This window comes from Curvibacter delicatus NBRC 14919 (assembly GCF_001592265.1).
Lineage (GTDB): Bacteria > Pseudomonadota > Gammaproteobacteria > Burkholderiales > Burkholderiaceae_C > Hylemonella > Hylemonella delicata.
The window spans coordinates 85609-100034 of the sequence record NZ_BCWP01000009.1; the positions used below are offsets into that span (position 1 = coordinate 85609).

Sequence of the window (14426 nt, forward strand, 5' to 3'; positions counted from 1 at the left end):
ACAGGTTTACTTGCTATCGCGCAGCTCGCGCCGCAGGATTTTGCCCACCGGCGTCTTGGGCAGCTCGGTGCGGAACTCGATGACCTTGGGCTGTTTGTAGCCCGTCAGGTTCTCGCGGCACCACGCACGCACCGTCGCTTCATCCAGCGCCGGGTCCTTGCGCACGATCACCAGCTTGACCACCTCGCCCGATTGCGCATCGGGCACGCCGACACAGGCGCACTCCAGCACACCGTCCAGACGTGCCACCACGTCTTCAACCTCGTTCGGGTAGACGTTGAAACCGCTGACCAGGATCATGTCCTTCTTGCGGTCAACGATGCGAACGAACCCCTTCTCGTCCATGACGCCGACGTCACCGGACTTGAACCAGCCGTCGGCCGTCATGACCTTGGCCGTTTCGTCCGGGCGCTGCCAGTAACCGGCCATCACCTGCGGACCCTTGATGGCGATCTCGCCGGCCTGGCCCAGCGGCACTTCGCGCCCGTCGTCGTCGATGATCTTCATCCAGGTGCCGGGCAAGGGCACGCCGATGGTGCCGGTGAATTCGGTATTGGTGACCGGATTGCAGCTGGCCGACGGACTGGTCTCGGACAGGCCGTAGCCCTCGCAGATCGGGCAGCCGGTCTTCTCCAGCCACTTCTGCGCCACCGCACCTTGCACCGCCATGCCGCCACCCACCGACACCTTCAGGTGGCTCCAGTCCACCTTGTTGAAGTCGGGGTGGTTGGCCAGGCCGTTGAACAGGGTGTTGACCGCCGGGAAGCTGTGGAACACGTGCTTGGACAGCTCCTTCAGCACCGCCGGCAGATCGCGCGGGTTCGGGATCAGGATCAGCTTGCCGCCGGTGCGCATGGACAGCATCATGCCGACCGTGAAAGCGAAGATGTGGTACAGCGGCAGCGCACACACGGTGGTGGCTTGCTCGCTGGCCGGCACCTTCTTCATCACCGGCGCATTCCAGGCCTCGGACTGCAGCACATTGGCAATCACGTTGCGATGCAGCAGCACGGCCCCCTTGGACACACCGGTGGTGCCACCGGTGTACTGCAGCACCGCCACATCATCGGGCGTGATGCCGGGCTGGCGCAGCGTGCCGCGCGCGCCCTGTGCCACCGCATCGTTGAAACGCACGGCACCGGGCAGGCTGTACTCCGGCACCATCTTCTTGACCTTGCGCACCACGTAGTTGACCAGGGCGCCCTTGAGTGCCCCGAGCCGGTCGCCCATGGCGCACAGCACCACATGCTGCACCGGCGTCGCGGCAAGGCACTTCTGCAGGGTACTGGCGAAGTTCTCGATGATGACGATCGCTTTCGAGCCGGAGTCCTTGAGCTGGTGTTCCAGTTCGCGTGCGGTGTACAGCGGATTGACGTTGACCACCACCAGACCGGCGCGCAGGATGGCGGCCACCACGATCGGGTACTGCGGCACATTCGGCATCATGATGGCCACGCGATCACCCTTGACCAGGCCCAGGCCCTGCAGGTAGGCGGCAAAGGCACGGCTCAGGTCGTCCGTCTCGCCATAGGTCTGCTCCTTGCCCATGAAGCTGTAGGCCGGGCGGGCACCGTACTGGCGGAAGCTTTCTTCCATCAGCGCCACCAGCGAGGGGTAGGGTGAGGGGGGCAGGTCGGCCGGAACGCCTTCAGGGTAGCTCGTCAACCAGATGCGGTCGGTCATCTCCATGTCTCCTGTCTTGATCTGAATTTTTCGGGGCGAAAAAAAACCGTGCCGGGTATTTCGGCACGGTCGTGCTTTTTTCCCTGTTGCGGGATTATGCCTTGTCAGCTCTTGAGAACGGTCAAGACTTCGTCCAGCATCTTCTTGGCGTCGCCGAACAGCATGCGGTTGTTCTCCTTGTAGAACAAGGGGTTGTCCACACCGGCGTAGCCTGAGGCCATGGAGCGCTTCATGACGATGGAGGTCTTGGCCTTCCACACCTCCAGCACCGGCATGCCGGCGATCGGGCTAGCCGGGTCTTCCATGGCGCTGGGGTTCACGATGTCGTTGGCGCCGATGACCATGGCCACGTCGGTGTCCGGGAAGTCGTCGTTGATCTCGTCCATTTCCATCACGATGTCATACGGCACCTTGGCCTCGGCCAGCAGCACGTTCATGTGGCCCGGCATGCGGCCGGCCACCGGGTGGATGCCGAAGCGCACGTTCACGCCCCTGTCGCGCAGGGTCTTGGTGATCTCGTACACCGTGTGCTGGGCCTGCGCCACCGCCATGCCGTAACCCGGCACGATGATCACGTTCTTGGCTTCGCGCAGCAGTTCGGCGGTTTCCACCGCGCTCACCGCCACCACCTCGCCCTGCGGCTGGGCGGCTTCACCCGACTTGGCCGGCGCACCGCCGCCCGAGCCGAAACCACCGGCGATCACGCTGATGAAGTTGCGGTTCATCGCGTTGCACATGATGTAGGACAGGATGGCGCCGGAAGAGCCCACCAGCGCACCGGTCACGATCAGCAGGTCGTTGCTCAGCATGAAGCCGGTGGCCGCGGCGGCCCAGCCGGAATAGCTGTTGAGCATGGACACCACCACCGGCATGTCGGCGCCGCCGATGGCCATCACCATGTGAACGCCGAACAGCAGCGCAATGACCGTCATCACGACCAGCGGCGTCATGCCTTCGGCCACGGTGGGGGCGTGGATGAACTCGCGCCCGAACCAGATCACCACCAGCAAACCGGCCAGGTTCAGCCAATGGCGCGCCGGCAGCAACAGCGGCTTGCCGCCGATCTTGCCGTTGAGCTTGCCGAACGCGATGAGCGAGCCGGAGAAGGTGACCGCACCAATCAGGATGCCGACGTAGATCTCGACTTCGTGGATGAGCTTTTCAGCCCCGGCCAGTTGCACCGAGGTGTCGACGTAGCTGGCGAAACCGACCAGGCAGGCCGCCAGACCGACCAGGCTGTGCATCAGCGCGACCAGCTCGGGCATCTGCGTCATCTTCACCACTTTCGCGGCATACAGACCGACACTGCCGCCCACCAACAGCGCACCGATGATCCACGGAATGCCGGCCGGGCTGACGCGCGGGCCGAACACCGTGGCCAGCACGGCCAGCGCCATGCCGATGATGCCGAACAGGTTGCCGCGGCGCGAGGTTTCCGGGTTGGACAGGCCACCCAGGCTCAGGATGAACAGGATGGCCGCACCGAGGTAGGCCACCGTCGCAAGACTTTGGGACATGATCGTCTTCCTTCTCTTTCTTCTTATTTGCGGAACATGGCGAGCATGCGGCGGGTGACGGAGAAGCCACCGAACATGTTGACCGCCGTCAGCACGATGCCGGCAAACGCCAGCCAGCGGATCAGCTCATCCGGGCGGCCGCCTGCGCCAGCGTCCGGCGGCGCGATCTGGATCAGCGCGCCGATGGCGATGATGCTGGAGATGGCGTTGGTCACGCTCATCAGCGGCGTGTGCAGCGCCGGCGTGACGTTCCACACCACCATGTAGCCGATGAAGCAGGCCAGCACGAACACCGTGAAGTGGCCGAGGAAGGCCACCGGGGCATAAGCACCAATGAACCAGAAGGCCAGTGCCGCCACAGCGAAGAGGATGGCCAGCGTCTTGGCCGGCAGCGGTCCGCTGCTGCCATGGCCGTGGCCTGACTTCTTCTGGGCCACCGGCGCAGCAGCCGGCTTCGGCGCCGGCACTGCCGCGGGTTTCAGCGGCGGGGCCGGCCAGGTGATGTCGCCATTCTTCACGACGGTCAGGCCGCGGATGGCATCGTCTTCCATGTTGACGTTGGCAACACCGTCCTTGGCCTTGCACAGCTCCTCGGTGAGGCGCAGCAGGTTGGTGGCGTACAGGGTCGACGACTGCTTGGCCAGGCGCGAAGCCAGGTCGGTGTAGCCGACGATGGTCACACCGTGTTTCACCACGGCCTGGCCCGGCTCGGTCAGCTCGCAGTTGCCGCCCTGCTCGGCCGCCATGTCCACAATCACGCTGCCCGGTTTCATCGAACGCACCATCTCGGCGGTGATGAGCTTGGGTGCCGGTTTGCCCGGAATCAGCGCGGTGGTGATGATGATGTCGACTTCCTTGGCCTGCTGGGCGTACATGGCACGCTGCGCCTGCTGGAAACCCTCGGACATGACCTTGGCGTAACCGCCGCCGCCCGAGCCTTCTTCCTCGTAGTCAACCTTGACGAACTCGCCACCCAGCGAGACGACCTGGTCAGCCACCTCGGCACGGGTGTCGTTGGCACGCACGATGGCGCCCAGGCCGGCAGCGGTACCGATGGCTGCCAGACCGGCCACACCGGCGCCGGCAATGAACACTTTGGCCGGCGGCACCTTGCCCGCGGCCGTGATCTGGCCGTTGAAGAAACGACCGAAAGCATTGGCCGCCTCGATGACCGCGCGGTAGCCGCTGACGCCCGCCATGGAGGTCAACGCGTCCATCTTCTGGGCGCGGGAGAGTGTGCGCGGCAACGAATCGATGGCCAGCACCGTCGCTTTCCTGGCGGCCAGCTGCTGCATCAACTCCGGGTTCTGCGCCGGCCAGATGAAGCCAATCAGGGCACTGCCCTCACGCATCAGGGCCACTTCATCCATGCTGGGTGCGCGCACCTTGAACACGATGTCCGAGGTCGCCCACAACGCCGCCGCACCGTTGACAATCTCGGCGCCTGCCGCGCGGTAGGCGTCGTCGCTGAAATTGGCAGCATCACCGGCGCCAGATTCAACGGCCACCTGGAAGCCGAGCTTGATGAGTTTCTCCACCACGTCGGGGACCGTGGCGACACGTTTTTCACCCGGGAAGATCTCCCGCGGCACACCAATGCGTTGCGCCGGTTGAGCTGTGCCAGCTTGCATTCATCATCTCCTGACTATGATTTTCTTGATGGTCACGCGGCCTCACCCGGCAGGGCAGCCCGCACGCGACAACAAGCTTACCTGAGAATTACGAAGCTCCCAGGCATAAGCTCTATAACTATTTCGACGGCAATCCATAATCTTCATCTATGAATATGCGTTGGAAACCCAGTGTCACCGTTGCCGCCATCATCGAACGCGATGGCCGCTTTCTGCTGGTGGAAGAAGAAACCACTGAGGGCCTGATGCTCAACAACCCGGCCGGCCATCTGGACCCGGGCGAATCACCCGTCGAGGGCTGCGCGCGCGAGGCGCTGGAAGAAACCACCCACCGCTTCACGCCTACGCATGTGCTGGGCATCTACCTGTCGCGCCTGCAGCGCCAGCGCCCGGGCGAAGAGATGGAGGACATCACCTACCTGCGCTTTGCCTTTGCCGGCACGCTGGGCGATGTGGTGCCCGGCGCGCAACTGGACACCGGCATCGTGCGCACGCTGTGGCTGACGCCGGACGAAATCCGCGCCAGCGCCGCACGCCACCGCAGCCCGCTGGTGCAGCGTTGCATGGAAGACCACCTGCGCGGCCAGCGCTACCCGCTGGACCTGGTCTACACCGACACCTCGGTGCAATTGCTACAAAAATAAGAGCTGTTTGCGCTTATTTGGCGTGGCCGAGATGCCTATTTGATACTTGAAACCGGCTCCAGCCCGGTGCTGCGCACGATGGACGCTGCCGCCGGCGACGCCAGGTAACGCACCAGATGCCGGGCCGCCTCGGGCGCCTTGGCTTGGGCCCCGATGCCGGCCGAGAAGAAGATGGTCTGCTGCACCTCGTCGGGCAGCGGGCCCACATAGTCCAGCTCGCTGAACGGCAGCAGTTCGCTGACCTGCTGGAAACCGAGCTCGGCGTCGCCGCGTGCCACCACGGCGCCAACCCGTTCGCTGTAGATCTTCTTTGCCTTGTCCTTGAGTTGCTCCGCCACACCCAGGCGCGGAAACAGTTCGGTCGACAGGTAGGTGCCGCTGGCGCTGGCCGAATAGGCAATCGACTTGGCATTGAGCAGGGTCTGACGCAGGGCGTCCACCGTGCTGATGTCCGGCTTGGGCGTGCCCTTGCGCACCGACAGGCCGATGATGGAACGGCCCAGGTCGACCCGGCTGCCGGGCACCACGTGGCCTTGTTTCACCAGCGCCTCCAGCCCGGCATCGGACAGGATCAGGATGTCGAACTGCTCCCCACGCGCCAGCCGGCTCGGGATGGAATCGGGCGCATTGCCGATGGAGGCGCCATAGGACGAGATCACCTTGTGCCCGCTGGCCTGCTCGTACAGCGGCACCAGCTGCTTGTAGGCGGCGGTGAAACCGCCCGAGCTGATGACCTTGATCTCGTCGGCCAATGCCATGCCGGCGGCCAAGATCAGACCAACACCGACCAGCCAGGCCATGCGCAGCGTCTGCCATGTGAATTTCATCGAAGTCTCCTTGCGTCAGTGATCCGGTTGAGGCGGTCGCCTCAGTCTTCCTTCATGCTCGCCGCCTTGACGATCGGCCCCAGCCGGGCTTTCTCGCCAGCCAGGAACTTCACGAATTCGGCGCGCGAACCGCCGACCGGATCGATGCCTTGCGGTATCAACCGCGCCCGCAGCTCCGCAGACTTCAGGGCCGCGTCCACCGCCTGGTTCATCCTGTCCAGGATCGCCTCCGGGGTACCACGCGGCGCAAACACCCCTGACCAATGGCCGATGAAAACGCCCTGATAGCCCTGTTCTTGCGCGGTGGGCAGATCCGGCAAGGCCGCAATCCGTCGGTTCCACGTCGAGGCAATGGGGCGCAGCTTGCCACCCTTGATTTGCGGCAGTACCACCACGCTGGCTTCCGACGTCGCATCGACCTGCTTGCCGATCACGGCCACCATGCCATCCGAGCCGCTCTTGTAGGGAATCACTTCCAGCCGGGCACCCGACTGGATTTTGAGCATTTCAGCCACGAAGTGGGGCGTACTGCCGGTGCCGGCGGTGGAAAAGTTCAACCCTTTCCCCGCTTTCGATGCTGCAACCAGTCCCTTCAGGTCCTTGATCGGCGAATCAACCGGTACCACGATGACCGAGGGACTGACCGCCATCATCGCCACCGGCACCAGATCGGCCTCCTTGAATGGCATGCGGGTCTTGATCAGGGCATTGGTCACAATGCCGGCTGCGGGCGTCAGAAAGGTATACCCATCGGGCGCCGACTTGGCCACGATGTCGGCCCCCAGTACCGACCCCGCACCGGGCTTGTTTTCCACCACGATGGGCTGCCCCAGTTGTTTCGAGGCCGCATCGGCCACGGCGCGGGCCACCAGGTCATTGGCACCGCCAGGACCAAAAGGCACAACGAACTTGATCGGCCGCGACGGCCAGTTGTCGGCGTGAACGCCCCCACTGGCCGCCCCCAACAAGGCGAGCAGCAGCGTTGGCACGGTCATGCGCCGCCGCAATAAAAACAGTTTCGGATTCATAAAGTCTCTCAGGCGGCAAACCCGCCATGCATCAACACTCAAGCCCTGTGCACATCAACGATGGCCAGGCAACGACGGCCGCATTCTGCGATTCATCCGATAATTAGTAAATTGCAACTTTTGCAGTTATTCATGCATGAAGAGAAACAATCTTCAAATCGATGAACTGCAGGCTTTTGTCGCCGTGGCGGAGAAAGCCAGCTTTCGGGTGGCCGCCGATGCCCTGTTCATTTCCTCGCCGGCATTGAGCCGCCGCATCGAGCGGCTGGAAACGGCACTGGGCACGCGCCTGTTTGAGCGCACCACCCGCCGTGTGACGCTGACCGCCGTCGGGCGGCAGTTTCTCGAACACGCCAGACAGATACTGGACAACCTGGACCTGGCCGTCCAACACATCACCGACACCGCAGCACTGCGCAAAGGCGTCGTCACGGTGGCCTGCATTCCCTCGGTGGCGGAGCAATTGCTGCCCGACGCCCTGGTGGAGTTCGCCAAGCAGTACCCGGATGTCAGAGTCAAGATCGCGGACGAGGGAGCGCAAGAGGTGCTGGCCCAGGTCGTGGGCGGCATGGCGGATTTCGGCCTGAATTTCATGGGGGCGCAGGAGCCCGGCCTCGACTTCCACGCCTTGTTCCGCGAAACCTACCTGCTCGCCGTGCGCCCTGACCATCCGCTCGCGCACCGCAGCGCCGTCGCCTGGAGCGAACTGGTGAGCGAGAAACTGATTTCAGTGTCGCGCGCCAGCGGCAATCGCTTGCTGATCGACAACGCACTATCGCGTCTGAGCCGCCGTCCGATGGCCTTCCATGAGGTCAATCACGTCGCCACGCTGGTTCACCTGGTGCAGGCCGGATTGGGCGTGGGGGCCGTGCCGAGCCTGTCCTTGAACGACTCCGCTCGCTTGGGCATCGTGGGCATTCCGCTGATCAAGCCGACCATTCATCGCGTACTGGGCCTGATCTCGCGCCGGGAGCAGCCACTGTCCCCGTCGGCGGCAGCGTTGTACGCGCTTTTGCGCAAGCGGAGCGCGGCGCGTCCTGCCAAGCCGGCCTCGCCCCTCAGTCGTCGCCGAGCTTGAGCCGGCTCGGCAACCGTTTTTCGAGCGCCCACTTGAAGAGCGCGGCGCTGCGGAAGATGCCGTGCGCGAACTTGCCATAGGGCAGGGTCAGAAACAACGCCATCACCACCCCCAGGTGCAGCGCCAGCAAGGCCGGCATGGCCGCCGTGCCACGCGCACCCCACAACCCCAGGCCGGTGAGGCTGGTGAAGAACAGCAGGGCCATGAAGCCGCGGTCCATGGGTTTCTGCGCCGCATCACCATGCTGCGGATGGCGACACAGGTTCAGGCGGAACAGGCCGGTCGTGCCCACCAGCAGGCTCACACCGCCTGCGGCACCCAGCAGCTTCGGCAGGCTGGGCAGGTAATACGGCGCCGCCCAACCCAGCAGGTAGTGGTAGAGCGTGGCCACACTGGTGGCGGCAAAACAGAGCAGGAAGCCGTAGAAGGTGGCATGGTGGAAAACGCGCCGCTGTTTCGTCCAGGCATCGTCCTCGTTGTGGCAGCCTTCGCCGTGGCCGCCGTCCAGGTACTTCAGGCGCAGCGCGTCATGGGTGGCCTCGAGCGTCGCGCCACCTTGCACGGCCGCGATGGCCGGCGCCTCGTAGTCGTGCCCTGGGGTCACCTCGCGCCAGAAACGGCGCACACCAAGGGCCAGCGCCAGCACGGCGTACAGGAACACCGGCGCGAACAGACCCACCAGCAGGTTGTGCGGGAAGATGGCATAGAAGTCCGCGGAGGCCGGCACACGCCACAGCGTGTCCTTCAGCCACAGCGTCAGCAGCAGGAAGAAGGCCAGCGCGCCGGCCGCGGCCAGCGCCAGCGTCAGGCCGTTGCGCTGGTACAGCCGGCCCAGTGAGGGCGGCCAGGCGAAATCGGTATAGGTCTGCAGCCGGACCTTGGCCATGGCCTGCGGCACATTGACGGCAAACTCATGCGGCGGCGCGTACTGGCAGGCATGCAGGCAGGCGCCGCAGTTGTGGCACAAGTTGGCCAGGTAATGCACGTCGGCGACGGGGAAGGCCAGCCGGCGCGTCATGGCCGGAAACACGGCGCAGAAGCCTTCGCAATAACGGCAGGCATTGCAGATCTGCAACTGGCGCGCCACCTCGGCTTCAGCCGAGCCGGGCACGACATCACCATTGGCCAGGGCGCGGGCTTCGCGGGTCAAACTCTCAAGCTGCTGCACGTTTCTTCTCCTTGCCCCACACCGATTCCGCTCCTGATTTCATAGCTGCTTGCGCAGCCTGGATGCCGGCTATACGGCCAAAAGCCGTACCAATCGACATGCCGACGCCGGCCGTGTAACCCTTGCCGAGCACGTTGCCGGCCATCATCTCGCCGGCCACGAACAGGTTGTGACTCGGCACACCACCAAAATGCACCGCGGCCTGGTCGTTGACCTTCAGCCCCAGGTAGGTGAAGGTGATGCCGGGGCGCAGCGCGTAACCGTAGAACGGCGCGCTGTCGATCGGGCGCGCCCAGTGCGTCTTGGCCGGCGTGACGCCTTCGGTGTGGCAGTTGTCCAGCGCCGTGTGATCGAAGGTGCCGACGCGGCAGGCGGCGTTGTAGTCATCCAGCGTCCGCATGAAGGTGGTTTCGTCAAGACCGAGCTTGCGCGCCAGTTCGGGCAGGCTGTCGGCCTGCACACCCGGGAACACCGGCGGCATGAAGCGGCCGATGGCCTTGCTGTCGATGATGGAGTAGCCGATCTGCCCCGGCTGCTGCGCCACCAGTCGGCCCCAGATCGCGTAACGCTTGGGCCAGAAGTCCTCGCCCTCGTCGTAGAAACGCTGCGCGTTTTTGTTGACCACCACACCGAGCGAGACGCAATCGATGCGGGTGCAGATGCCACCGTCGTACAACGGCGCGCGTGCATCGATCGCCACGCAATGCGACTGCGAAGGATCACCGATCATGTCGGCACCCTGTTCTTCCATGTGCTTGATGAGCACACCCTGGTTGAAGCGCGTGCCGCGGATCAGGAAGTTGTCGGCCGGCCACTCGCCGTCGGCATTCTGGCCCCAGGCCTCGCGCAGCCATTCGCGGTTGGACTCGAAGCCACCGGCGGCCAGCACGCAGGCTTTGGCCTCGATGCGCTCGCCACCCACGTAGGCTGCTTGGAACTGACAGTTCTGGATGTCAAGCCGGTCCACCGGCGCCTGGTAACGGATCTGCACGCCCAGCTTCTCGGCGCTGCGGTAATAGGCATTGACCAGCGCCTTGCCGCCGCCCATGAAAAAGGCGTTGGTGCGTGCCACATGCAGCGCACCCGACAGCGGCGGCTGAAAGTGCACGCCGTGGCGGCGCATCCAGTCGCGGCAGGTGCTGGAGGCGCGGATGGTCAGGCGTGCCAGGTGTTCGTTGGTGATGCCACCGGTGACCTTGAGCAGGTCCTGCCAGTACTCCTCTTCCGGGTAGGCATCGACCAGCACGTCCTGCGGCGCATCGTGCATGCAGCGCAGGTTGCGCGTGTGCGCGGAATTGCCGCCACGCCACTCACGCGGCGCCGCTTCCAACAGCAGCACGGAAGCACCGGCTTCACGCGCCATCAGGGCCGCGCAGAGGGCTGCATTGCCACCGCCGATGACAAGGACATCGATCATTGCAAGGAATCTCCATCAACGGCCCAGCTGCGAGCTGAGGCCGGAAACATGTTGTCGAGGATGCCTGACTGTAATGACAACCCCAGCCCCGTGGCAGGGGCGTGATCGCATGGGGCCATCAGTTTTTGTGATGGCTGGCGGTGGTGACCGCCCTAGCCGTCCACCAGTGCCGCCCCGACCCAACGCCCCGAGCGCACCAGCTCGCGCGCGCAATCCGCCAGCACGACCCGCGTGGCCAGCGCCGCCGGTGACAGCTCGTCGTCCGACAGGCTGCACAGGGCGTTCACGCGCCGTGCCTGCGGGTCGGTCACCTCCGCCAGATGGAAGCGTTGCTGCGCATCGGCAAACCGCCCCACCGCCGCCCAAGGCTGCAGGGTGTGGCCAAGCCCGGCATCCACCGCGTCCATCAGCATCGGCAGCGAGTCGATTTCCGCCACCACGTTCGGCTGGTAACGCGCCCGGGCAAACACCGCGTCCAGCGTGCTGCGCAGGCCGTGCGTGCCGGTGGGCAGGATCAGCGGCTCACCCTTGAGCTGGGCCATGCGCATTTTGGCCGGCGCCTTGGCCGGCAAGCCCTGGCGCGAACGGATGAAGAACAGCTTTTCCTCCAGCAAGGGCATCACGCTCCAGCGCCGCGCCGTGTGGGTGTCGAACAGCACCGCCAGATCGAGCTGGCGCGCATTGAGCATGGCCATGATGTGGCCCGAGAGGCTTTCCACCATGTGCAGGCGCACATCGGGGTAGCGCGTGCGCATGGCGCGCATCAGCGGCACGCCCAGCACCGAAGCCGTGGTGGGCGCCAGGCCGACGCTGACCGTGCCCGACAGGCGCGCCTGCTGCGCGGCGCGGGCGGCTTGCTCGGCATGGCGCAGGGTGAGCTGGGCCTCGCGGAAAAAGGCCAGGCCAGCCTCGGTCGGCACCACGCCCTTGCTGGTGCGCTGCAGCAGCCGGGTGGCCAGTTCGCCCTCCAGCCGGCTGATCTGCTGGCTCAGGGCCGACTGCACCATGTCGAGTTCCAGCGCGGCGCGGCTCATGCTGCCGAGCTCGACCACACGCACGAAATAGCGAATCTGCCTGAGTTCCATAAAAGCCCGTCACCAGCCCTTTCTTGTCATGGCTGGGATAATCGCACACCTATGAGCAAGTCAAGCAAACAGCGGGTGGTGGTGGGTTTGAGCGGCGGCGTGGATTCCGCGGTCAGTGCGTACCTGCTCAAGCAGCAGGGTTATGAGGTCATCGGCATCTTCATGAAGAACTGGGAAGATGACGACGACAGCGAGTACTGCTCTTCCAACATCGACTTCGTCGACGCTGCCAGCGTGGCCGATGTGATCGGCATCGAGATCGAGCACGTCAACTTTGCCGCCGAGTACAAGGACCGCGTGTTTTCCGAGTTTGTGCGCGAGTACCAGGCCGGCCGCACGCCCAACCCGGACATCCTGTGCAACGCCGAGATCAAGTTCAAGGCCTTCCTCGACCACGCCATGCGCCTGGGCGCCGAGAAGATCGCTACCGGTCACTATGCCCGTGTCCGGCTGAATGAAACCACCGGCAAACATGAACTGCTGAAAGGCCTGGACCCGAGCAAGGACCAGAGCTACTTCCTGCACCGCCTGAACCAGGCGCAGCTGAGCAAGACGCTGTTCCCGGTGGGTGAGCTGCACAAGACCGAGGTGCGCCGCATCGCCGAGGAAATCGGCCTGCCCAATGCCAAGAAGAAGGACTCCACCGGCATCTGCTTCATCGGCGAGCGCCCGTTCCGCGAGTTCCTCAACCGCTACATCCAGAAGGAGCCGGGGCCGATCAAGGACGGCACGCCCGCACCCGGCGACAAGGCCTATGGCCGCGTCATCGGCAACCATGTGGGCCTGAGCTTCTACACCCTGGGCCAACGCCAGGGCCTGGGCATCGGCGGCATCAAGGCCAAAGGTGCGCAAAAGGGCGGCGGCGAGCACGCGCCCTGGTTCGTGGCGCGCAAAGACATGGAGAAGAACACGCTGTGGGTGGTGCAGGGACATGAGCACCCCTGGCTGCTGTCTCACACGCTGCACGCGCAGGATGCCAGCTGGGTCGCCGGTGAACCGCCCAAGCTGGGCGCCATGGCGGCCAAGACGCGTTACCGGCAAGCGGATGCGGCCTGCACCATCAGCAACATCGAAGACCGTGCTTTCAGCCTGACGTTCCCGCAGGCGCAGTGGGCGGTGACGCCGGGACAGTCGGCGGTGCTGTATGACGGCGAGGTGTGTTTGGGCGGTGGCGTAATCAACGCGGCACAGACCTGACCTTCGCTGTAGCCAGATGGCCTACCTCAGCTCGTTCGAACGGCAGTCAGTGACTGCTATAAAGCAGCTTAAAAGAGGTGGAGACAACTAACCTAATGAGCCATAGTCTCATTCAACGGTTTGTGCCTCTCTTCTTTTCATAAGAGGAGGCCGAGAACATGAAGTACCGCGAGAGCAACAAAGACAAGAAACTGCGCGCTTGGTTCACCGCAGACAACGCCCATGCGCTGCTTCGACACATTCGCCTTGCGTCAGGCGTGCTACGCGGTCTCAACTCACTTGATATCCCTTTCGAGTATCCGATTACAGCTATTGCTGGCAAGAACGGGGCGGGGAAGTCAACTATCTTAGCGTTGGCATGTTGTGCTTTCCATGCTTCTGCTGATGGGTACAAGCTCCCTAAACGCAAGAATCCTTACTACACATTTTCAGATTTTTTCATCCAGCACGGCTCTGAGGTCTCACCAGGAGGCCTCGCAATTCGTTACGACATTGCGTACAACAACTGGAAACCCACACCATATATTCCTAATGGCATAGGCATCGCCTCACAAGTTCGAAAAAAAGTGAAAGGTGGGAAATGGAACGACTATGACGCGCGGGTACCGCGAACCGTCGTCTTCCTCGGTATTGAACGAATCGTCCCACATAGCGAGCGCAGCCAAAGCAGATCATATTCCCGAGCGTTCAAAGACACCCCTCTAAAGGGCTGGGAAACGAAAGTCATGAACGCCGTTGGCTATGTCTTAGGGAAGACTTATGACGACTTTCGATACTTGGAACATTCCAAGTACAGCCTCCCCATCGTGAAGTGCGGTTCAACCGTTTACTCTGGGTTCAACATGGGAGCTGGCGAAAACGCACTTTTCGAGATTTTCTCGACCATCTATGCAGCCGGCTCTGGCTCGTTACTCGTATTGGATGAAATTGAGCTAGGCCTTCATGCCGAAGCACAGCGAAAGTTCGTCGACAAGCTGAAAGACGTATGCCTTGAAATGCATACGCAGGTGATATGCACAACTCACTCCAAGGAAATCTTTGACTGTCTTCCGAATGACGCCCGTTTTTATGTTGAGACTATTGGGGGAAAGACGAGAGTCTCTCAAGGCATATCTTCTGAATTCGCCTTCACTAAGCTAAGGATTTGCTGA

12 protein-coding genes are annotated in these 14426 nt (G+C 63.4%); 4 read left to right on the forward strand and 8 right to left on the reverse strand.

Annotated elements, in window-relative coordinates:
* Nucleotides 1–6: 6 nt before the first annotated feature.
* The 3 genes from CDE01S_RS06430 to CDE01S_RS06440 form a co-directional block, all read right to left on the reverse strand.
* Nucleotides 7–1683 (reverse strand): long-chain-fatty-acid--CoA ligase, encoded by a 1677-nt coding sequence (locus CDE01S_RS06430; RefSeq protein ID WP_066705154.1) that lies wholly within the window; start codon nt 1681–1683, stop codon nt 7–9.
* 104 nt (nt 1684–1787) lie between these two features.
* Nucleotides 1788–3200 carry a Re/Si-specific NAD(P)(+) transhydrogenase subunit beta gene (pntB, locus tag CDE01S_RS06435; protein ID WP_066705112.1) on the reverse strand — a complete coding sequence of 471 codons (1413 nt, stop codon included), beginning with the start codon at nt 3198–3200 and terminating at the stop codon, nt 1788–1790.
* Between the two features lie 23 nt (nt 3201–3223).
* Nucleotides 3224–4831, reverse strand: coding sequence for a Re/Si-specific NAD(P)(+) transhydrogenase subunit alpha (locus CDE01S_RS06440; protein WP_066705115.1), 1608 nt, complete (start codon nt 4829–4831; stop codon nt 3224–3226).
* 149 nt (nt 4832–4980) lie between these two features.
* On the opposite strand from CDE01S_RS06440, the gene CDE01S_RS06445 reads away from it, so the two are divergent.
* Entirely contained in the window at nt 4981–5475 is a 495-nt protein-coding gene (locus CDE01S_RS06445; RefSeq protein WP_066705117.1) for an NUDIX hydrolase, read from the forward strand.
* Between the two features lie 35 nt (nt 5476–5510).
* Here CDE01S_RS06445 and CDE01S_RS06450 read toward each other — a convergent pair whose 3' ends face one another.
* Nucleotides 5511–6302 (reverse strand): substrate-binding domain-containing protein, encoded by a 792-nt coding sequence (locus CDE01S_RS06450; protein WP_066705119.1) that lies wholly within the window; start codon nt 6300–6302, stop codon nt 5511–5513.
* Nucleotides 6303–6343: 41 nt separating this feature from the next.
* Nucleotides 6344–7297: a tripartite tricarboxylate transporter substrate binding protein gene (locus tag CDE01S_RS06455; protein WP_066705120.1), complete on the reverse strand. Its 954-nt coding sequence runs from the start codon at nt 7295–7297 to the stop codon at nt 6344–6346.
* 169 nt (nt 7298–7466) lie between these two features.
* On the opposite strand from CDE01S_RS06455, the gene CDE01S_RS06460 reads away from it, so the two are divergent.
* Nucleotides 7467–8408, forward strand: a complete 942-nt coding sequence (locus CDE01S_RS06460) for a LysR family transcriptional regulator (RefSeq protein WP_066705121.1) — start codon at nt 7467–7469, stop codon at nt 8406–8408.
* Here CDE01S_RS06460 and tcuB read toward each other — a convergent pair.
* The 3 genes from tcuB to CDE01S_RS06475 all read right to left on the reverse strand — a co-directional run bounded on the left by tcuB (nt 8389) and on the right by CDE01S_RS06475 (nt 12078).
* On the reverse strand, nt 8389–9576 hold the full coding sequence (gene tcuB / locus CDE01S_RS06465; protein WP_066705124.1) for a tricarballylate utilization 4Fe-4S protein TcuB: 1188 nt from the start codon (nt 9574–9576) through the stop codon (nt 8389–8391). The two genes, CDE01S_RS06460 and tcuB, sit on opposite strands and share 20 nt — an antisense overlap.
* Entirely contained in the window at nt 9563–10993 is a 1431-nt protein-coding gene (tcuA, locus tag CDE01S_RS06470) for an FAD-dependent tricarballylate dehydrogenase TcuA (RefSeq protein WP_066705126.1), read from the reverse strand. Before tcuA ends, tcuB begins: the two co-directional genes overlap by 14 nt.
* A gap of 152 nt (nt 10994–11145) precedes the next feature.
* Nucleotides 11146–12078, reverse strand: a complete 933-nt coding sequence (locus tag CDE01S_RS06475) for a LysR family transcriptional regulator (RefSeq protein ID WP_066705128.1) — start codon at nt 12076–12078, stop codon at nt 11146–11148.
* Between the two features lie 51 nt (nt 12079–12129).
* Here CDE01S_RS06475 and mnmA point away from each other — a divergent pair, with 51 nt between their 5' ends.
* Together mnmA and CDE01S_RS06485 are read left to right on the forward strand one after the other, a co-directional pair.
* Nucleotides 12130–13275 (forward strand): tRNA 2-thiouridine(34) synthase MnmA, encoded by a 1146-nt coding sequence (gene mnmA, locus CDE01S_RS06480; RefSeq protein ID WP_066705130.1) that lies wholly within the window; start codon nt 12130–12132, stop codon nt 13273–13275.
* A 158-nt stretch (nt 13276–13433) separates the two neighbouring features.
* Nucleotides 13434–14426 (forward strand): ATP-dependent nuclease, encoded by a 993-nt coding sequence (locus CDE01S_RS06485; RefSeq protein ID WP_084382777.1) that lies wholly within the window; start codon nt 13434–13436, stop codon nt 14424–14426.